The organism is Roseinatronobacter sp. S2 (assembly GCF_029581395.1).
Lineage (GTDB): Bacteria > Pseudomonadota > Alphaproteobacteria > Rhodobacterales > Rhodobacteraceae > Roseinatronobacter.
Genome location: NZ_CP121113.1, coordinates 2,453,090 through 2,471,134, shown reverse-complemented (window position 1 = coordinate 2,471,134; position 18,045 = coordinate 2,453,090). Strand labels below are relative to the sequence as shown.

The 18,045-nt window shown below is 63.6% G+C and carries 17 protein-coding genes; 16 read left to right on the top strand and 1 reads right to left on the bottom strand.

Annotated elements, in window-relative coordinates:
- Position 1: 1 nt before the first annotated feature.
- From cobN to cobJ, 5 genes are read left to right on the top strand one after another with little or no spacing between them, the layout of a single operon-like run.
- Positions 2-3,229 (top strand): cobaltochelatase subunit CobN, encoded by a 3,228-nt coding sequence (cobN, locus tag P8S53_RS11820; protein WP_277804168.1) that lies wholly within the window; start codon positions 2-4, stop codon positions 3,227-3,229.
- On the top strand, positions 3,222-4,346 hold the full coding sequence (locus P8S53_RS11815) for a cobalamin biosynthesis protein CobG (protein WP_277804167.1): 1,125 nt from the start codon (positions 3,222-3,224) through the stop codon (positions 4,344-4,346). Before cobN ends, P8S53_RS11815 begins: the two co-directional genes overlap by 8 nt.
- On the top strand, positions 4,346-4,975 hold the full coding sequence (locus tag P8S53_RS11810; RefSeq protein ID WP_277804166.1) for a precorrin-8X methylmutase: 630 nt from the start codon (positions 4,346-4,348) through the stop codon (positions 4,973-4,975). Before P8S53_RS11815 ends, P8S53_RS11810 begins: the two co-directional genes overlap by 1 nt.
- A complete protein-coding gene (gene cobI, locus P8S53_RS11805) occupies positions 4,972-5,697 on the top strand; it encodes a precorrin-2 C(20)-methyltransferase (RefSeq protein ID WP_277804165.1) in 726 nt (241 codons plus the stop codon). The genes P8S53_RS11810 and cobI overlap by 4 nt, the downstream gene beginning before the upstream one ends.
- Entirely contained in the window at positions 5,694-6,440 is a 747-nt protein-coding gene (gene cobJ / locus P8S53_RS11800) for a precorrin-3B C(17)-methyltransferase (RefSeq protein WP_277804164.1), read from the top strand. Before cobI ends, cobJ begins: the two co-directional genes overlap by 4 nt.
- Positions 6,441-6,550: 110 nt before the next feature.
- Here the strand turns inward: cobJ and P8S53_RS11795 are convergent, their stop codons facing one another.
- The gene (locus tag P8S53_RS11795; protein WP_277804163.1) at positions 6,551-7,282 is read right to left on the bottom strand and encodes a cobalt-precorrin-6A reductase; all 732 of its coding nucleotides are present in this window, start codon (positions 7,280-7,282) and stop codon (positions 6,551-6,553) included.
- Here P8S53_RS11795 and cbiE point away from each other — a divergent pair.
- The 11 genes from cbiE (at position 7,281) to P8S53_RS11740 (ending at position 18,039) form a co-directional block, all read left to right on the top strand.
- Positions 7,281-8,483: a precorrin-6y C5,15-methyltransferase (decarboxylating) subunit CbiE gene (gene cbiE / locus P8S53_RS11790; protein WP_277804162.1), complete on the top strand. Its 1,203-nt coding sequence runs from the start codon at positions 7,281-7,283 to the stop codon at positions 8,481-8,483. The two genes, P8S53_RS11795 and cbiE, sit on opposite strands and share 2 nt — an antisense overlap.
- The gene (locus P8S53_RS11785; protein ID WP_277804161.1) at positions 8,480-8,869 is read left to right on the top strand and encodes a cobalamin biosynthesis protein; all 390 of its coding nucleotides are present in this window, start codon (positions 8,480-8,482) and stop codon (positions 8,867-8,869) included. Before cbiE ends, P8S53_RS11785 begins: the two co-directional genes overlap by 4 nt.
- Complete coding sequence (gene cobM, locus P8S53_RS11780; RefSeq protein ID WP_277804160.1) at positions 8,866-9,651, top strand: precorrin-4 C(11)-methyltransferase; 786 nt, start codon at positions 8,866-8,868, stop codon at positions 9,649-9,651. Before P8S53_RS11785 ends, cobM begins: the two co-directional genes overlap by 4 nt.
- Positions 9,648-10,961 carry a cobyrinate a,c-diamide synthase gene (locus tag P8S53_RS11775; protein WP_277804159.1) on the top strand — a complete coding sequence of 438 codons (1,314 nt, stop codon included), beginning with the start codon at positions 9,648-9,650 and terminating at the stop codon, positions 10,959-10,961. The genes cobM and P8S53_RS11775 overlap by 4 nt, the downstream gene beginning before the upstream one ends.
- A gap of 119 nt (positions 10,962-11,080) precedes the next feature.
- The gene (gene cobA, locus P8S53_RS11770) at positions 11,081-11,812 is read left to right on the top strand and encodes a uroporphyrinogen-III C-methyltransferase (protein ID WP_277804158.1); all 732 of its coding nucleotides are present in this window, start codon (positions 11,081-11,083) and stop codon (positions 11,810-11,812) included.
- Positions 11,809-12,558, top strand: coding sequence for a precorrin-6A synthase (deacetylating) (gene cobF, locus P8S53_RS11765; RefSeq protein ID WP_277804157.1), 750 nt, complete (start codon positions 11,809-11,811; stop codon positions 12,556-12,558). Before cobA ends, cobF begins: the two co-directional genes overlap by 4 nt.
- Before the next feature lie 424 nt (positions 12,559-12,982).
- Complete coding sequence (soxY, locus tag P8S53_RS11760; protein WP_277804156.1) at positions 12,983-13,399, top strand: thiosulfate oxidation carrier protein SoxY; 417 nt, start codon at positions 12,983-12,985, stop codon at positions 13,397-13,399.
- 95 nt (positions 13,400-13,494) lie between these two features.
- Positions 13,495-13,827: a thiosulfate oxidation carrier complex protein SoxZ gene (soxZ, locus tag P8S53_RS11755; protein WP_277804155.1), complete on the top strand. Its 333-nt coding sequence runs from the start codon at positions 13,495-13,497 to the stop codon at positions 13,825-13,827.
- Positions 13,828-13,931: 104 nt separating this feature from the next.
- A complete protein-coding gene (soxB, locus tag P8S53_RS11750) occupies positions 13,932-15,617 on the top strand; it encodes a thiosulfohydrolase SoxB (protein WP_277804154.1) in 1,686 nt (561 codons plus the stop codon).
- 60 nt (positions 15,618-15,677) lie between these two features.
- Positions 15,678-16,973, top strand: coding sequence for a sulfite dehydrogenase (gene soxC / locus P8S53_RS11745; protein ID WP_277804153.1), 1,296 nt, complete (start codon positions 15,678-15,680; stop codon positions 16,971-16,973).
- Entirely contained in the window at positions 16,957-18,039 is a 1,083-nt protein-coding gene (locus P8S53_RS11740; RefSeq protein WP_277804152.1) for a c-type cytochrome, read from the top strand. The genes soxC and P8S53_RS11740 overlap by 17 nt, the downstream gene beginning before the upstream one ends.
- The last annotated feature ends 6 nt before the right edge of the window (positions 18,040-18,045 follow it).

Sequence of the window (18,045 nt, the reverse complement as noted above, 5' to 3'; positions counted from 1 at the left end):
GATGCATGTCATCTTTCGCGAAAGCCACGGGCTGGATGAAGTCGACACACCCACCGATCTGGGCCAAAGCCCGGCTGATCTGGTGGTGTTGTCGTTTTCCGACAGTGATCTGGGCGCTTTCGCGGCAGGATGGCGCAAGGCGGGCGACAGCCTGCCGTCAGTGCGGCTGGCCAATCTGGCCGCGCTGAAACATCCGCTGTCGGTGGATACCTATGTCGAAAACACGCTGTCAGGGGCCAAGGGTATTCTGATCCGGCTGATCGGGGGCGCGCCTTATTGGGCCTACGGGTTGCAACAGGTGCGCGGCCTTGCGCAGCAAAAGGGCATCGCGCTGGCGGTGCTGCCCGCCGATGGCCGCCCGGACCCTGCACTTGATGCCATCTCGACCCTGCCTGTCAGCACGCTAAGGCGGTTGTGCCATCTGTGCGATACGGGCGGCGAGGTTGCAGCGCAAGCTGCGCTTCAGCAGCTTGCGCTGGCATCGGGCCTTTATGCGCCGCCGGTGCGCGGGGTGCGCGTTGTGGCGCAGGTGGGCGGCTGGCAGCATGGCGGCATCACATGTCCGGCCGCGTTCAGGTTTGGGTCTGAACGCCCGCGCGTTCTGATCGTGTTCTACCGCTCCTACCTTGCTGCGGCCGATCTGGCCCCGATCCGCGCGCTGGCCCACGCGATGGACGCGCGCGGTTTTGATGCGCTGGCGCTGTTCGTGCCATCCCTGAAGGAGCCGCAGGCGCGGGCATGGTTGACCCGCTGGGTCAGGGAACTGGCCCCCAAAGCGGTGGTGAACGCCACAGCCTTTTCCGCCCAAGGCGCGGATGGCGGGGCCGTGCTGGAAGCCGCCGGTGTGCCCGTGTTTCAGGTGGCGTTTGCAACAAACGACAGGCAGCGCTGGCAAGACGCCGCGCGCGGGTTGTCGCCTGCCGATCTGGCCATGCATGTGGTCTTGCCGGAAGTGGACGGGCGTTTGTTTGCAGGGGTGGCCAGTTTCAAGGAATTCACCGCCCCCGACCCAGACCTGCAATTCGCCCGCGCCGAGCATTGCGCTGAAGCCCCGCGCATTGACGCGATTGCAAACCGTGTATGCGCATGGGTCCGTTTGCAGGATTTGCCCGCGCCGCAGCGCCGCACGGCCCTTGTGTTGTCCACATATCCCGGCAAGGGCTGGAATATGGCGCATGCGGTGGGGCTGGACGCGCTGGAAAGCGCCAGCGCCATTTTGCACGACATCGGCGCGCAAGCCCCTGATGCCCGCGCGCTGGCCGATGCGCTACAGGTGCGGCATCTGCGTTGGCCGTTGGCCGCCTATCGCGCCGCATTGGACCGCCTGCCCGACGCGCTGCGCAACGATCTGTTTGCCGCATGGGGTGCCCCCGAAGATGACCCCGCTTGCGGTGATGCGGGCTTTGCCTTCGCGGCAGTGCAGCTTGATCAGACGCTTGTTGCGCTGCAACCCGAACGCGGCACGCCCGCGTTGCGCGATGATGAATATCACGACCTTGGGCGCACCCCGCGTCATGCCTATGTGGCGTTCTATCTTTGGTTGCGCGAATGCGCAGATGTGCTGGTGCATGTCGGCGCGCATGGGACGCTGGAATGGTTGCCGGGCAAGTCTGTGGCCCTGTCGGATGATTGCTGGCCGGAAGCGCTGGTCCGCGATCTGCCGGTGATCTATCCGTTTATCGTCAATGACCCGGGCGAGGCCGCGCAGGCCAAACGCCGCATCGGTGCCGTGACACTGGGACATGTGCCGCCGCCAATGGTCGCCGCGCAGACAGGTGCTGGGCTGGCGCAACTGGAAGCGCTGCTCGACGAATTTTCCAACGCCGACGGGCTGGACCCCGCCCGCCGCGACCGGCTGCAAGGTGATATACGCACGGAGGCAGATGCACTGGGTCTGGGCGCTGAACTGGGGCTGGACGGCGCGGACTGTCTGGCAGAGGCAATCACCCGCATCGACCGTTTCGTGTGCGATGTGAAGGAAAGCCAGTTTGGTGAAGGGTTGCATATTTTCGGGCGTGGTGATCAAGGCGCGGCCGAACGCGCAGGGCTTCAGGCCGCGCTGTCTGGGCGTTTTGTGGCCCCCGGCCCATCCGGGTCCCCCCATCGCGGGCGGTCCGATGTGCTGCCCACAGGGCGCAATATGTTCACCACCGACCCGCGCGCCGTGCCATCCCGTGCGGCCTATGCGCAGGGTGTCAAGCTGGCGGATGAGTTGGTGCGCCGTCATTTGCAGGATCATGGCGACTGGCCGCGCGCGCTGGTCGTGGACCTGTGGGGCAGCGCCACCATGCGCACGGCGGGCGAGGAATTCGCCATGGCGTTGCACCTGCTGGGCGCGCGGCCCGTCTGGGACGCAGGGTCATCGCGCGTCTCTGGCGTGGAAATTCTACCCATCGCGGAACTGGACCGCCCGCGACTTGATGTGACCTTGCGCGTCTCTGGCCTGTTTCGCGATGTGTTTCCGCAGCTTTCCACCTTGTTCGGGCAGGCTGTGGCCGCGCTGGCCGCGCGCGATGAAGCACCGGACTGGAACCCCTTTGTCGGGCAGGGCGGCGCGCGTGTGTATGGTCCCGCGCCGGGCAGCTACGGGCTTGGCATGGGGGGCATGGTTGACGATTATTCCCAAGATGCCCGCGAACAGGCAGGGCGCGCATGGCTGGCGGCGTCGTCGCATGCAATTGATACCGGCCAGCACGACCCCGATGGCATTGCCGCGCGCGTGGCAAGCGCGGATGCCTTCGTGCATTTGCAGGATTTGCCCGAAACCGACCTGTTGCTGGCGCAGGATTACGCCGCCCATGAAGCAGGCTTTGCCGCCGCCCAAGCCATCACAGGCGGGCAGGCCGCGCTGTATCATATGGATGCCACACGCCCCGATGACCCGCGCGCCCGCACATTGACCGAAGAAATCGCGCGTGTGGTGCGGGCGCGCGCGGCAAATCCGGTGTGGATCAGGGGCATGATGGCGCATGGTTTCCGCGGCGGCGCGGAAATTGCCGCCACACTGGACCATCTGGCGGCTTTTGCCCATCTGGCCGCCGCCGTTCCGCCGCAACTGATTGACCTATATCATGATGCAACACTGGGCGATGATGCGGTGTGCGCGTTTCTTGAACGGGAAAACCCCGCAGCGCTCGCGGCGATGAAAGCGCGGTTTGCCGCATTGCATGATGCGGGCCTGTGGGTGACACGCAGGAATTCCATTCTTGCGGGGTTGGCGCATGACTGAATTTGACGTGAAAGGGTGGTGCCCCGGCGCGTTGCGGCCCATGCAATCCGGCGACGGCTGGGTGGTTCGGGTGCGTCCGCGTCTGGCACGGTTGACACGCGCGCAGGCATTGGGATTGTGTGATGCGGCGCAAAGTTTTGGTGCAGGGCTGATCGATTTGACCAACCGCGCCAATCTGCAAATTCGTGGCGTCAGCGATGCGGCGCTTGCGCCCTTGCAACAGGCGCTGGCCGCGCTTGATTTGCTGGATTCGGATGCTGATCTGGAGTCGCGCCGCAATATCCTGATTGCACCCGATTGGGCAGATGGCGATGACAGTGCACGGCTTTGGGCCGAATTGGCTGGGCGGCTGGCGGAGTTGCCGGAACTGCCGCCCAAGATGGGCTTTGCCATGGATGCAGGCCCTGCGCCGGTGCTGTCGAATGACCCCGCCGATTTCCGTATTGAGTGCGGTCAGCACGGGCTGACCCTGCGCGCCGAAGGCCGCGCGCTGGGCATGGCGTTGCAGCACGGGCAGGAAATTGACAGCCTGATCCGGCTGTGCCGCTGGTTTGTGGACACGGGTGGCGCGCAATCGGGCCGTATGGCCCGCCATCATGCCCCGCTGCCCGACTGGGCCATATGGGACGCCGCGCCCGCGCCGCCCTCGCGCGCGCCATTCAGGGCCGGTGCAATGCCCTTGGGGCTGGTTGTCGGTGCGGCTTTCGGCCAGATCATTGCGCGGGATCTGGCGCAGGTTCTGGCCGTGTCGGATGTGCCCGCCATGCGTGTGACCCCGTGGCGTTGCCTTGTTCTGGAAGGTGTGACTGCCGCGCCTGCACTGCCTGCCAGCCTGATTGTGACACCAGACCACCCCGCCTTGCGCGTTGATGCCTGTGCAGGCGCGCCGCTATGCCCGCAGGCCAGTGTTGAAACCCGCGCGCTTGCGCTGGAACTGGCGCCCATGGTCGACGGCAGCCTGCATGTGTCGGGCTGTGCAAAGGGTTGCGCAAGGGCGCGTGCTGCGGATATCACCCTGATCGGTCGTGATGGTCGCTTCGATCTGATCATGCAGGGGCGGACAGACGCAACCGGACTTTCGCGATCCCAGATATTGACCCGTTTTGAAAGATTATAATGCCCTACACCTATGAGACTGATGGTGCCGCGATCTACCTGCAATCCTTTGCCACCATCCGGGCCGAGGCCGATCTGGGCCGTTTCACAGCGGATGAAGAACCCATCGCCGTGCGCATGATCCACGCCGCCGGTATGGTCGGGCTGGAGGAGTTTGTTCACTTCTCGCCCGATTTTGCCACTGCGGCCCGCGCAGCGCTGGACGCGGGCGCGCCCATCCTGTGCGATGCCTATATGGTGTCCGAAGGGGTGACCCGCCCGCGCCTGCCCGCAGAAAACGAGGTTATCTGCACCCTGCGCGACCCGCGCGTGCCGCAGATGGCGCGCGAGATGGGCAACACGCGGTCGGCCGCCGCACTGGAATTGTGGCGGCCCCATCTGGCAGGTGCATTGGTTGCCATTGGCAATGCGCCAACGGCCCTATTTCACCTGCTGAACATGCTGGAAGACCCGGATTGCCCGCGCCCCGCCGCGATTATCGGCTGCCCTGTGGGGTTTGTGGGCGCGATGGAATCCAAGGACGCGCTTTGGGCCGCGCAGCCGGTGCCAAGCTGCATCGTCAGAGGCCGTCTGGGTGGCAGCGCGATCACGGTTGCGGCGATCAACGCCATCGCGAGCCGCAAGGAATGAGTGCGGGCACGATCTATGGCGTGGGCCTTGGCCCCGGCGCGCAAGACCTGATGAGTGTGCGCGCTGACCGTCTGGTGCGCGGCGCGCAGCATGTGGCTTTTTTCCGCAAGGCAGGGCGCAAGGGACAGGCGCGCGCGATTGTTGACGGTATGCTGCACCCGAATGCGGTCGAATTTCCGATGGAATACCCTGTCACCACGGAAATACCCGTGTCCGACCCGCGCTATAATACAATGCTTTCGGCTTTCTATACGCAATGCACCGACTATTTGCGCGCGCTGGCCGCAGGGGGCGCGGATGTGGTTGTCCTGTGCGAGGGGGACCCGTTTTTCTACGGCTCTTTCATGCACATCTACACACGTCTGAAAGATGTGGTGCCGGTGGATGTGGTGCCCGCAATTACCGGCATGTCGGGCGCGTGGACAGCCACGGGCCAGCCCATCACATGGGGGGATGATGTGCTGACCGTGCTGATGGCCACATTGCCCGAGCATGTGCTGGCCGACAGGATCGCGGCCACGGATGCGCTGGTGGTCATGAAGATCGGGCGCAACCTGCCCAAGCTGAAACGCGCCTTGCAAACTGCGGGACGGCTGGAGGATGCGTGGATGGTGGAATATGCGCAAATGCCCCGCCAGCGCGTGCAGCGGTTGGCAGAGGCGGGCGAGGTGACGCCCTATTTCTCGATCGTGCTGATCCATGGTCAGGGGCGCAGACCATGAGCGGCTGGGTCGCCATTGCGGGGCTTGGTCCGGGGGATGAGGCGCTGGTGACGCCCGAAGTGCGCGCGGCGCTGGATGCGGCCACCGATGTGGTGGGCTATATTCCCTATGTGGCGCGCGTGGCCCCGCGCGACGGGCTGACATTGCATGCCAGCGACAACCGCGTGGAACTGGACCGCGCGGCCCACGCGCTGGACATGGCGGCGGCGGGCAAACGCGTGGTGGTGGTGTCGTCCGGTGATCCGGGCGTGTTTGCCATGGCGTCAGCCGTGTTCGAAGCGCTGGAGGCAGGGCCGGAGGCGTGGCGCGCGCTGGATATACGCGTGCTGCCGGGGATTACCGCGATGCTGGCGGCCGCCGCAAAAGCGGGCGCCCCCTTGGGCCATGATTTCTGCGCCATCAACCTGAGCGACAACCTGAAACCATGGGCACTGATCGAGAAACGCCTGCGACTGGCCGCCGAGGGTGATTTTGCGATGGCATTCTATAACCCGCGCTCGAAATCGCGCCCCGAGGGCTTTGCGCGCGCGCTGGATGTCTTGCGCGAAGCCTGCGCCGATGCGCGCCCCGTTCTGTTTGCCCGCGCGGTCAGCACAGCGCAGGAAGACTTGCGTATTGTGCCGCTGACCGAAGCGCTGCCGGAGATGGCAGATATGCGCACGATGGTGATTGTCGGATCAAGCCTGACGCGGGTGATCGACACCCCGCGCGGGCCGATCCTGTATACCCCGAGGTCGGCATGATTGGCCTGTGGGGGGAAGGGGGGCTGTCTGCCCCCCTCTTGGGCCATATGGCCCAATTCACCCCCCGCGGATATTTTTGCCAGAATGAAAGCGGAATTGGGGCCGCGTGGTCAGGTGCGCACCCAGTCAAGGACAGATGCGATGTCATGGGTCTGCGCGCGGTCGGGCAGGGCGGGGCGGTCGATCATCAGGACCGGAATCTGCAACTGGCGCGCGGCGATCAGTTTTGCCTGTGCGCCGGTGCCGCCCGCATTCTTGGACACAACCAGATCGATGCCATGCGCCTGCATCAGCCCCTTGTCAGAGGTCACATCAAACGGGCCACGGTCGATGATGATATGGTGGTCGGGCAAGGGGGGTGGGGTTTGCGGCGGATCGACCAGACGCAGAAGGTAGCGATGCGCAGGCCGGGCCGCGAAAGCATGCAGATGCATCCGCCCGAGGGCCAGCATGATGGTGCGCCGTGGCACGTTGAGGGCGGCCACGGCAGCAGGGATGTCCGCAACATGCGTCCACAGATCGCCATCGCCTGCGATCCATGCAGGGCGGGTCAGCGCCAGCAGCGGCGTGCCCGCAAGCCGGGCTGCGCGCATCGCATTGGTGCTGATCGTGGCGGCGAACGGATGGGTTGCATCGACCAGATGGGTGATATGATGTGTGCGCAAATATTGTGCCAGCCCGTCCGCGCCGCCAAACCCGCCCACGCGCACCGGCACCGGCTGGGGTTTCGGGCGATCAACGCGGCCTGCGTAGCTGAGGGTCGCGGGCAGGCCCGCGCGGGCCAGTTCGGCGACAAGGCGTGTGGCTTCTATCGTGCCGCCGAGGACAAGGATGTTTTGCATGGCTGAGCGTGCCCCGTGGTTGACGATTGTCGGACTTGGCGAAGATGGCCTGAACGGGCTGTCAGATGCAAGCCGTGACGCGCTGTCGCGTGCCGAGATCGTCATGGGGGCGGGGCGTCATCTGGCGTTGCTGCCGGATCTGGACTGCGAGGTGCTGGAATGGCCGGTCCCGTTTTCTGATGGCATCGAGCTGCTGCTGGCGCAGCGGGGGCGTCGTGTGGTGATGCTGGCATCGGGCGACCCGTTCTGGTTTGGTGCGGGCACAAGCGTGACGCGGCACTTGCCGCGCGAAGACTGGGTGGCGCTGCCTGCGCCATCGGCATTTTCGCTGGCCGCCGCGCAGTTGGGCTGGCCGTTGGAGAGTGTCGCCTGTCTGGGGCTGCATGCAGCGCCCCTGACACGGCTGCGTCCGTATCTGGCGCGAGGGGTGCGTGTGCTGGTGCTGCTGCGTGATGGCGCGGCGGTGGGTGGCCTTGCGGGGTATCTGGCGGGACTTGGGTTTGGCGACAGCCGCTTGCATGTCATGGAAGCGCTGGGCGGCGGGCGCGCGCGTGTGCGTCTGGCCGTGGCCGGGGACTATGCGTTGCACGATGTGGCGCATCCGGTTCTTGTGGGGCTGGAAGTTGCAGGCGCGGGTGCGGCGATGCCGGTTGTGGCGGGATTGCCCGATGAGATGTTTGCACATGACGGACAGATCACCAAAAAAGCGGTGCGCGCGCTGAGTTTGTCGGCATTGGCGCCGCGTGCGGGCGAGATGCTGTGGGATATCGGCGCGGGGTCCGGTTCGGTCGGGATAGAATGGGTGCTGGCCCACCCGTCCCTGCGCGCGATAGGGTTCGAGATGAATGCTGCGCGTGCCGCGCGGGCGCGTGAGAATGCGCATAATCTGGGTGCAGACCGCCTGCATGTGATAGAAGGGCGCGCGCCACAGGTGTTGCAGGACCAGCCCTTGCCGGATGCGGTGTTCATCGGGGGCGGCATGTCGGAGCGGATGCTGGAGCAGCTATGGGATATGCTGCCGCAAGGTGTGCGGGTGGTGGCCAATGCCGTGACGCTGGAAAGCGAGGCCTTGCTGGCGCAGTGGCACGCGCGTGCAGGGGGCAATCTGATGCGGCTGGAGATGGCCGAGGCAGCGCCGCTGGGCGGCAGGCGCGGCTGGCGCGCCGCTTATCCGATTGTGCAATGGAGTGTGGCACGATGATTGTTGCAGGGTTTGGGTGCACGTCGCGGGCGGGGCCTGCCAGTTTGCGCGCGCTGATTGCGCGCATGGCGCAGCATGCCGGTCTGGATGCGCTTGCCTGTCTGGAAGGGCGCGCGGACATGCTTGGACCGCTGGCGCGGATCGCGGGCCTGCCGCTGATCGCCATTCCGGTGCAGGCGATTGACGGGATTGCCACGCCGACGCAATCTGCCCGCGTGCTGGCGGCATTTGGCACAGGCAGCGTGGCCGAAGCCTGCGCGCTGGTCGCGGCCGCGTCTGGCGCTGAGGGTAATGACACAAGGGCAGGGGCGCAGATCATGGTTGCGCGCATTGTGTCGCAAGACAGGCAGGCGACCTGCGCGCTGGCAAGAAGGGTGTTGCAATGAGTGTTCATTTCATCGGGGCAGGGCCGGGGGCTGCGGATTTGCTGACCTTGCGCGGCCGCGATCTGATCGCGCAATGCCCTGTGTGCCTGTATGCGGGATCGCTGGTGCCGGAGGCGGTGTTGCAGCACTGCCCCGCAGGGGCGCGCATTGTGAACACCGCGCCCTTGTCGCTGGACCAGATTATGGAGGAGATCACCGCCGCCCATGCACAAGGCCATGATGTGGCGCGGCTGCATTCGGGGGATCTGTCGGTATGGTCTGCCATGGCCGAGCAGTTGCGCCGTTTGCGCAGCCTTGGCATTGACTATACCGTCACGCCGGGCGTGCCCGCGTTTGCGGCGGCTGCGGCGGCGCTGGGGGTCGAGCTGACGCTGCCGGAAGTCGCGCAATCGCTGGTTCTGACCCGCACGCCGGGGCGCGCCAGCACCATGCCCCCGCGCGAGACATTGGCGAATTTCGCCAAAACCGGCGCGACACTGGCCATTCACCTGTCGATCCAGAACCTGACGCAGGTGGTGGCCGATCTGACGCCGTTTTACGGCGAGGATTGCGCGGTTGCGGTTGTGTGGCGGGCAAGCTGGCCCGACCAGCGGATTATTCGCGCGACACTGGGCCGTATTGAAGCTGAAATCGACGGCAGCATGGAACGCACAGCGCTTATTCTGGTGGGGCCTGCGCTGGCGGCCGAGGGGTTTTCCGAAAGTGCGCTTTATGCGCCCGATTATGACCGCAGGTTCCGCCCGCAGACGGCAGACTCGGTCTATAAGGACAGTATCGAATGATTCCGGGATTGATGATTTCCGCCCCCGCATCGGGCACGGGCAAGACGACTGTGATGCTGGGGGTCTTGCGCGCCTTGCGGGATGCAGGTCTGGCCGTTCAACCGTTCAAAAGCGGGCCGGATTATATTGACCCCGCCTTTCACCGCGCAGCCAGCGGGCGCGAGGCGTATAATCTGGACAGTTGGGCCATGGGCGGTGATCTGATGGATGCCATCGCCGGACAGGCCGCACAGGCCGACATTGTGCTGGCCGAAGGGTCGATGGGGCTGTTTGACGGGGTCGCGAAGCCGGGCGCGTCCGGGCATGGGGCCAGCGCCGAGCTGGCGCAGCGGATGGGCTGGCCGGTGGTGTTGGTCGTCGATGTGTCGGGGCAGGCGCAATCGGCGGCAGCGGTGGCGCTGGGTTTCGCGCGATACTGGCCGGATCTGCCCTTTGCGGGGGTGATCCTGAACCGTGTGGCCAGCCCGCGCCATGAACGGCTGGTGCGGCTGGGCATGGAGGCAGCGGGCCTGCCTGTGCTGGGGGCCTTGCCACGGCGGGGGGATCTGGTGTTGCCGGAGCGTCATCTGGGGCTGGTGCAGGCTGTGGAACACCCGGACCTTGAGCGCGCGATATCCGGCTATGCGACATTTCTGCGCGATCATGTCGATCTGGACGCGCTGGTGCAATGCGCACGCGCCGGTCGGAACTATGGTACGGCCCCGCTGCCCAAGCCGCCCGCACAGCGCATAGCGCTGGCGCGCGATGCTGCGTTTTCCTTCACATATCCGCATTTGCTGGAAGGATGGCGGCGCGCGGGCGCCGAGGTGATACCGTTTTCGCCGCTTGCTGATGAAGCGCCTGACCGCGACGCCGATCTGGTCTGGTTGCCGGGGGGATACCCTGAATTGCATGCAGGCCGTCTGGCGGCCGCAACGCGGTTTCGCGAGGCCTTGTGTGCGCATGCGCGCACCCGCCCCGTGCATGGGGAATGCGGCGGCTACATGGCGTTGGGAGAGGCGTTGATCGACAAGGAGGGCGTGCGCCACCAGATGGCGGGGCTGTTGGGATTGGTGACATCATATGCGCAACGCAAGATGCATCTTGGATACCGGCGGGCCGAGTTGCGCCTGCCAATGCCGGGGTTCGCCGCCGGTGCGGGCCTGCGCGGGCATGAATTCCATTACTCGACAATCCTTGCGCAGCCCGATGCGCCACTGGCGCAGGTGCGCGATGCCCAAGGCGATATTGTGCCGGAAACCGGATCATGCAAGGGCCATGTCAGCGGGACATTTTTTCACCTGATTGCCGAGGATCAGGGAGACGGATGATGATGTGGCGCGCGATGTGCGGATTTTTGTGACACGAAAAAGGGGAAGGGGGCTGTCTGCCCCCTCGGGCCTGCGGCCCTTACCCCCGAGGATATTTAGACCAGAATGAAGGGGCAGAGATGCGCGGGTTTGTGTCATTTGTGGGGTCCGGACCGGGCGATCCGGAACTGCTGACGCTGAAGGCCGTGGCGCGGTTGAAGCAGGCAGATGCGGTTTTGTTTGACGATCTGTCGTCGGGGCCTGTTCTGGGGCATGCGCGGCAGGGGGCGGAACTGGTGGCTGTGGGCAAACGCGCAGGCCGCCCGTCGCCAAAGCAGGATCATGTCAGCCGGTTGCTGGTGGAGTATGCCTTGGGGGGGGCGCGGGTGGTGCGGTTGAAGTCCGGCGATCCGGGTGTATTCGGCCGGCTGGAGGAGGAGATCACGGCATGTCGTGCGGCGGGCATCGGATTTGAGGTGATCCCCGGTGTCACATCGGCCAGTGCGGCGGCTGCCGCTGCCGGTATACCGCTGACGCGGCGCCTGAATGCACGGCGGGTGCAGTTTGTCACCGGCCATGATGTGCGCGGTGCCTTGCCCGAAGGGTTGCATATGGCGGCATTGGCCGATGCGCAGGCGATGACTGTGGTGTTTATGCCCAAGCGGACCTTTCCCGAACTGGCGCAATCACTGATGGCGGCGGGCCTGCCTGCCGACACGCCCGCGCTTCTGGCCGAGAATGTAAGCCACCCTGATCAGAGCCTGACACGGTCGACAGTCGGGCAGCTTGCGGTCGCGTTGCTGGATGCGCCGGGGCAGGGGGGGCCTGCGTTGATACTTTACGGGCCTTTGTCGGACGGGGACGGGGCATGATCGAGCTGAGCCTTGTGGGGATTGGAACCGGCAATCCCGAGCACCTGACGCGCGCCGCGATCCGTGCCTTGAACGAGGCGGATCTTATCTTGCTGCCGCGCAAGGGGGCGGAGAAGGCGGAGCTGCTGGATCTGCGCCGCATGGTTTGTGCCGATGTTCTGAGCACCGATGTCAAACTGGCCGAGTTCGACCTGCCCGTGCGCGACAGCCGCGGGGAATATCTGGGGCGGGTGCAGGATTGGCATGAGGCCATCGCGCAGACATGGGCGGGCCAGATTGCAGCGCATCTGCCTGATGGTGGGCGGGTCGCACTGATGGTCTGGGGCGATCCGTCGTTATATGACAGCAGCCTGCGCATTGCCGCGCGGCTGGGTGCGGACGGGATGGCGTTGCGCGTGTCTGTTGTGCCCGGAATTACCAGCCTGTCGGCCCTTACTGCGGCACATGCGATTGCGCTGAACACGATTGGTGCGCCGGTGATTATTACAACCGGCCGGCAGTTGCGCGAGGGCGGCTGGCCTGATGGTGCGGATAGTGTGGCGGTGATGCTGGATGCGGGCAGTGCATTTGACGTGCTGCCGCCGCAGGGGCTGTATATCTGGTGGGGGGCCTATCTGGGCATGCCGCAACAAGCACTGGTGGCAGGGCCTTTGGCCGATGTCGCGTCGCGGATTACGCGGTTGCGCGCAGAATTGCGGGCCGCGCATGGATGGATCATGGATATCTATCTGTTGCGTCGCAACTGAGTGATCTGTGCGGCGGTATGGTCACATGCGATGCGTGCAGAAGCGGTGTTATGGCGCGGGATTTACAGGGATACCCTGTATCCTTAACCGGCGGCCCCCCCGAGAATGCGACGGGCGGGTTTTCAGAGCTGTGTTGTGTTTGGACAGAAGCGGCGCATCCTTATTCCGGATCGTGCCAAGACGGAAATTACCATATAGTTTAATTAAAACAATTTCTTAAGCAGATCACAAAAAATACATTCAGAAAATCTGATTTTATGTTGCGACAATATGTCCTATCGGGTTATCCTGCATCAGGAGGAGTGGATCGGACCACACAAGCGCGCCTTGCATGGACAGCCATGCAGTGGCTGAAGGGGGAACCCTTGCGTTGCAGGCACCGCGCGCCCGATGGTCCGGGACACAGTTAACGGGAGTGAGGTTTATGGGATATTCACGGCGGCATACCCTTGCAATGGGCCTTGGCGGGCTTTTTGTGACGGTGGTTCCAATCCGCGTGTCGGCAGATGCGGCCGGGCTGATAGAAGCCTTTACTGGCGGGGCAGAAATTGTTGAGGGGCCGCTGGAGATAACAGCGCCCGAGATTGCGGAAAACGGCAATGCCGTTCCGGTTACCGTGACATGTCCGGATGCAAAATCCATTCGGATTCTGGCCCCTTCCAACCCCAATCCGGAAGTGTGCACAGTACATTTCGGCCCGCTTGCAGGACGCCATACCGCGACAACCCGTATTCGCATGGCAGAAACGATGGATGTGATTGCCCTTGCCGAAATGGCGGATGGCACGTTTGTACAGGCGGCCGCGAATGTGCGCGTCACCATAGGCGGCTGTGGCGGCTAGGGCGGATGCCCCCCGCTTCACATGTCCCGCGCGGTTATCGTTGGCGTGGCCAGATGCAACGCGGCCCCAACGCGAGAGTATAAGGAGAATACCCAATGTCCGGTTTTGATGCCCGTCCACGCGTCCGTGTTCCGCGAACTGCCTCTGTCGATGAGGTGGTGCTGGTGCGCACGTTGATCAACCATCCCATGGAAAACGGCCACCGTGTCGACACGGATGGCAATACTGTTCCGCGCCATATCATCAACCGCTTCACCTGCACATTCAACGGCGAGACGGTGATCGACATGGAAATTGAACCCAGCCTGTCGGCAAACCCCTTCATCGAATTTGAAGCGCGTGTGCCGGAGTCGGGTGAATTTGCGTTTACCTGGGTGGATGATGACGGCTCTGTCTATGAAGACAGTGCCAGCATTACCGTAGGATAGGCTTGGTCAGGCGTTAGGCGCATAATTCAGACAACCGATACCACGGCTGGACGCGGGAGCAGATTTCCGCGCCCTGTCGGGCTATGTCAAAGAGGGAATATGCCATGATTTCGCGGCGAGAGTTTTTGCAGGCGTCCCTTGCTGCCTCTGCATTGCTGGGGGTGCAGGGCGGTTGGTCGCGGGTCGCGGCGCAGCAAAGCCTGCATCAGGATGACTTGTTGCGCTTTGACACGTTCGGGAATGTCTCGCTTATTCATATCACTGACATTCATGCGCAACTAAAACCGGTCTGGTTTCGCGAAGCGTCGGTCAAACTGGGCGCGGCGCCGGTGCGGGGCCAGCCGCCCCATCTGGTCGGGCAGGATTTTCTGGCGCATTACGGGCTGGATGCCACATCTGCCATGGCGCATGCACTGACGCATGATGATTTTGTGGCGCTTGGCCGTGCATATGGGCGCATGGGGGGCATGGACAGGGTGGCGACTGTCGTCAATGCCATCCGCGCCGACCGCCCCGATGCGCTGTTGCTGGACGGGGGCGACACATGGCACGGGTCCATGACCGCGCTGCGCAGCAATGGGCAGGATATGGTCAATGTGATGAACGCGATGGGCGTGGATGCGATGACATCGCATTGGGAATTTACGCTTGGCGCGGACCGTGTGGATGAAATTGTGTCGGACCTGCCGTTTGCGTTTCTGGGGCAGAATATTTTTGACACCGACTGGAATGAACCGGTTTATGACCCCTACCGCCTGTTTGAACGCGGGGGCGTGCGGGTTGCCGTGATCGGGCAGGCTTTTCCCTATACGCCGATTGCAAACCCGTCATGGATGTTTCCGGGGCTGAGTTTCGGCATACGCGAGCAGCGCATGCAAGAAATGGTGGATGAGGTGCGCGGGCAGGGCGCCGATCTTGTGGTGGTTCTGTCGCATAACGGGTTTGATGTGGACCGCCAGATGGTCGCGCGGGTGCAGGGCATTGATATTGTGCTGACGGGTCACACGCATGACGCCTTGCCCGAACCGCTGCTGGTGGGCGAGACCTTGTTGATTGCATCAGGATCAAACGGCAAGTTTGTCACGCGGCTTGATCTGGATGTGCGCGACGGGCGCATGATGGGCTTCCGCCACAAGCTGATTCCGGTCTTTGCGGATGTGATCGAACCCGACGCCGATATGGCCGCCCTGATTGACGCTGAACGCGCCCCCTATCTGGATGAGCTGACCGAAGTCGTGGGCCATACCGACAGCCTGCTATACCGGCGCGGCAATTTCAACGGCACTTGGGATGACCTGATCTGCAATGCCTTGATGCAGGAACGTGACGCGGAAATTGCGCTGTCGCCCGGGGTGCGCTGGGGGCCAAGCCTGATGCCCGGGGATGCGATCACCCGCGAAGATATCTATAACATTACCGCCATGAGCTATGGGCAGGTGTATCGCCGCGAAATGACGGGCGCGGAATTGCACGGCGCGCTGGAAGATATTGCCGAAAACCTGTTCCACCCCGACCCCTATTTCCAGCAGGGCGGCGATATGGTGCGCGTGGGCGGGCTGGGCTACCGGATTGCCGTTGATGCGCCGATGGGGGAACGGATATCAGACATGGTGCATCTGGCCAGTGGCGCGCCTGTCGAGATGGACCGCGCCTATGTGGTTGCGGGCTGGGCCAGCGTGAATGAAGGCACTGAAGGGCCGCAAATCTGGGATGTGGTGGAAAGCTATATTCGCCAGCAGGGCCGTGTCAGCGTGCCGGAATCCACAACAATCAAGGTGGTGACGGGCTAACGCCCGGATGTATTTGCGGCCCGCGGGAGGCGGGCCTGACTGCTAGGGAGGACATGGCAGATGTCGGAAGAACTTACAGGCGGTGCCCATTCTGGCCGGTCTGGTGGACCCAGCAGGCGCGGGTTTTTGCGCGGCGCGGGGCTGGCGGGTGCGGGGCTGATTGCGGGAACGGGCGCTGCGCGCGCGGCCTCGCCCGATCCGCTGATTACCGAAGTGCAGCCTTGGGCGCAGTTTCTGGGCGACGGTGTGGATGCGGCCCCCTATGGCAAGCCATCGCGCCATGAAGCGCATGTCATCCGGCGCAATGTGGAATGGTTGACGGCGGATACGTCCAGTTCGGTCAATTTTACGCCGATCCATGAACTGGACGGGATCATCACGCCCAATGGCGTGTGCTTTGAACGCCATCACGCCGGTGTCGCCGATATTGCACCGCAGGATTACCGGCTTTTGATCAATGGTCTGGTCGACCGCGAACTGGTGTTTACGCTTCAGGATCTGCTGCGCCTGCCACGCGAAAACCATGTGTATTTTCTGGAATGCGCGGCGAATTCCGGCATGGAATGGCGCGGTGCGCAGCTGAATGGCGCGCAATTCACGCACGGGATGATCCATAACTGCATGTATACGGGCGTCAGTTTGCGCACGCTTTTGAATGAAGCGGGCGTCAAAGCGCAAGGTAGCTGGCTTCTGGCCGAAGGGGCCGATGCATCGGCCATGTCGCGGTCCATCCCGATGGAAAAGGCGCTGGATGATTGCATGATCGCCTTCAGGATGAACGGCGAGGCGCTGCGCCCCGAACAGGGCTATCCGGTGCGGTTGATTGTGCCGGGCTGGGAAGGCAACATGTGGGTCAAATGGCTGCGCCGTCTGGAAGTGGGCGATGCACCTTGGCACCACCGCGAGGAAACGTCGAAATACACCGACCTTCTGGCCGACGGGCGCGCGCGCCGCTTTACATGGGAAATGCACGCGAAATCGGTCATCACCAACCCCAGCCCGCAAGCCCCCATTCTGCATGGGCATGGGCCTACGGTGATCACGGGTCTGGCATGGTCGGGCGTGGGCAAGGTCGCGCGGGTGGATGTGTCTATTGATGGCGGGCGCAACTGGGCGCAGGCGCGTATCAGCGGGCCAAGTTTCGACAAGTCGCTGCACCGCTTCTATTTCGAATTCGATTGGGACGGGCGCGAGTTGCTGCTGCAATCGCGCGCCATTGATGATGCGGGCTATGTCCAGCCCACCAAGGACGCCTTGCGCGAATTCCGCGGGGTCAGTTCCGTCTACCACAATAACGGCATCCAGACCTGGCATGTCCATTCAAACGGGGAGGCCGAGAATGTCGAGGTTTCTTAAATCCACACTGATCTGCGCAGGTGCGGCCTTCGCGGCCCTGCCTGTCATGGCGCAAACCTATGGTCTGGGGCGCGCGGCCCTGCCTGAAGAAGTCGCCGCGTGGGACATTGATATCCGCCCTGACGGGGCGGGTCTGCCGGACGGGTCCGGCGATGTCTGGACGGGCGAGGACTTATACGAGGCGCAATGCGCCCATTGCCATGGCACGTTTGGCGAAGGGATGGGGTCGTGGCCCGCGCTTGCGGGGGGGCATGGCAGCTTGACGCATGAGCACCCTGAAAAAACGATCGGGTCTTACTGGCCGTATCTGTCGACCGTGTGGGATTATGTCAATCGCGCCATGCCCTACGGGATGGCGCAATCCCTGACGCCGAATGAGGTTTATGCGATCACGGCCTATCTGATGTATCTGAACGATCTGGTCGATGATGATTTCGAACTAAGCCGCGAGAACTTCAGCGACATTCGCCTGCCCAACGAAGATGGCTTCTATCTGGATGACCGTATCGAACTGGAATGGCCGCTGTTCACCCAAGACCCATGCATGAGCGATTGTAAACCTGAAGTGCAGGTAACCATGCGCGCGGCGGTTCTGGATGTCACGCCGGATGACCCCATTGCCGATGCGCGGCGCGCGCAGGCGCGGGCCATGGCTGCGGCATCGGGCGGCGGGGATGCACCAGCGTCAACGCCCGACGCGGAACCCGAAGCAAAACCCGACGAAGACGCCAGCGCAGCCCATAGCCCCGAATTGATTGCACAGGGCGAAAGCCTGTATCGGGCCTGTCGCACCTGCCATCAGGTGGGCGACGGGGCGCGTAATGCTGTCGGGCCAATGCTGAACGGCATTATTGGCCGCATGGCGGGCAGGGTGGACGGGTTTCGCTATTCGCCGGTCTTGACCGAAGCGGGCGATACCGGTTTGATCTGGACAGAGGAGACAGTGTCAGAGTTTATCGCCGACCCGCGCGGATATTTGCCCCGCAACCGCATGTCCTATGCGGGTATGCGCGACGCAGATGACCGGCGCGCGCTGGTTGCCTATCTGTCCACCTATTCGGAGTGAGGATTG

Excerpts from the sequence above, each read along its gene's own strand:
- cobN (WP_277804168.1), top strand. The coding sequence starts at position 2 with ATGCATGTCATCTTTCGCGAAAGCCACGGGCTGGATGAAGTCGACACA.
- P8S53_RS11815 (WP_277804167.1), top strand. The coding sequence starts at position 3,222 with ATGACTGAATTTGACGTGAAAGGGTGGTGCCCCGGCGCGTTGCGGCCC.
- P8S53_RS11810 (WP_277804166.1), top strand. The coding sequence starts at position 4,346 with ATGCCCTACACCTATGAGACTGATGGTGCCGCGATCTACCTGCAATCC.
- cobI (WP_277804165.1), top strand. The coding sequence starts at position 4,972 with ATGAGTGCGGGCACGATCTATGGCGTGGGCCTTGGCCCCGGCGCGCAA.
- cobJ (WP_277804164.1), top strand. The coding sequence starts at position 5,694 with ATGAGCGGCTGGGTCGCCATTGCGGGGCTTGGTCCGGGGGATGAGGCG.
- cbiE (WP_277804162.1), top strand. The coding sequence starts at position 7,281 with ATGGCTGAGCGTGCCCCGTGGTTGACGATTGTCGGACTTGGCGAAGAT.
- P8S53_RS11795 (WP_277804163.1), bottom strand. The coding sequence starts at position 7,282 with ATGCAAAACATCCTTGTCCTCGGCGGCACGATAGAAGCCACACGCCTT.
- P8S53_RS11785 (WP_277804161.1), top strand. The coding sequence starts at position 8,480 with ATGATTGTTGCAGGGTTTGGGTGCACGTCGCGGGCGGGGCCTGCCAGT.
- cobM (WP_277804160.1), top strand. The coding sequence starts at position 8,866 with ATGAGTGTTCATTTCATCGGGGCAGGGCCGGGGGCTGCGGATTTGCTG.
- P8S53_RS11775 (WP_277804159.1), top strand. The coding sequence starts at position 9,648 with ATGATTCCGGGATTGATGATTTCCGCCCCCGCATCGGGCACGGGCAAG.
- cobA (WP_277804158.1), top strand. The coding sequence starts at position 11,081 with ATGCGCGGGTTTGTGTCATTTGTGGGGTCCGGACCGGGCGATCCGGAA.
- cobF (WP_277804157.1), top strand. The coding sequence starts at position 11,809 with ATGATCGAGCTGAGCCTTGTGGGGATTGGAACCGGCAATCCCGAGCAC.
- soxY (WP_277804156.1), top strand. The coding sequence starts at position 12,983 with ATGGGATATTCACGGCGGCATACCCTTGCAATGGGCCTTGGCGGGCTT.
- soxZ (WP_277804155.1), top strand. The coding sequence starts at position 13,495 with ATGTCCGGTTTTGATGCCCGTCCACGCGTCCGTGTTCCGCGAACTGCC.
- soxB (WP_277804154.1), top strand. The coding sequence starts at position 13,932 with ATGATTTCGCGGCGAGAGTTTTTGCAGGCGTCCCTTGCTGCCTCTGCA.
- soxC (WP_277804153.1), top strand. The coding sequence starts at position 15,678 with ATGTCGGAAGAACTTACAGGCGGTGCCCATTCTGGCCGGTCTGGTGGA.
- P8S53_RS11740 (WP_277804152.1), top strand. The coding sequence starts at position 16,957 with ATGTCGAGGTTTCTTAAATCCACACTGATCTGCGCAGGTGCGGCCTTC.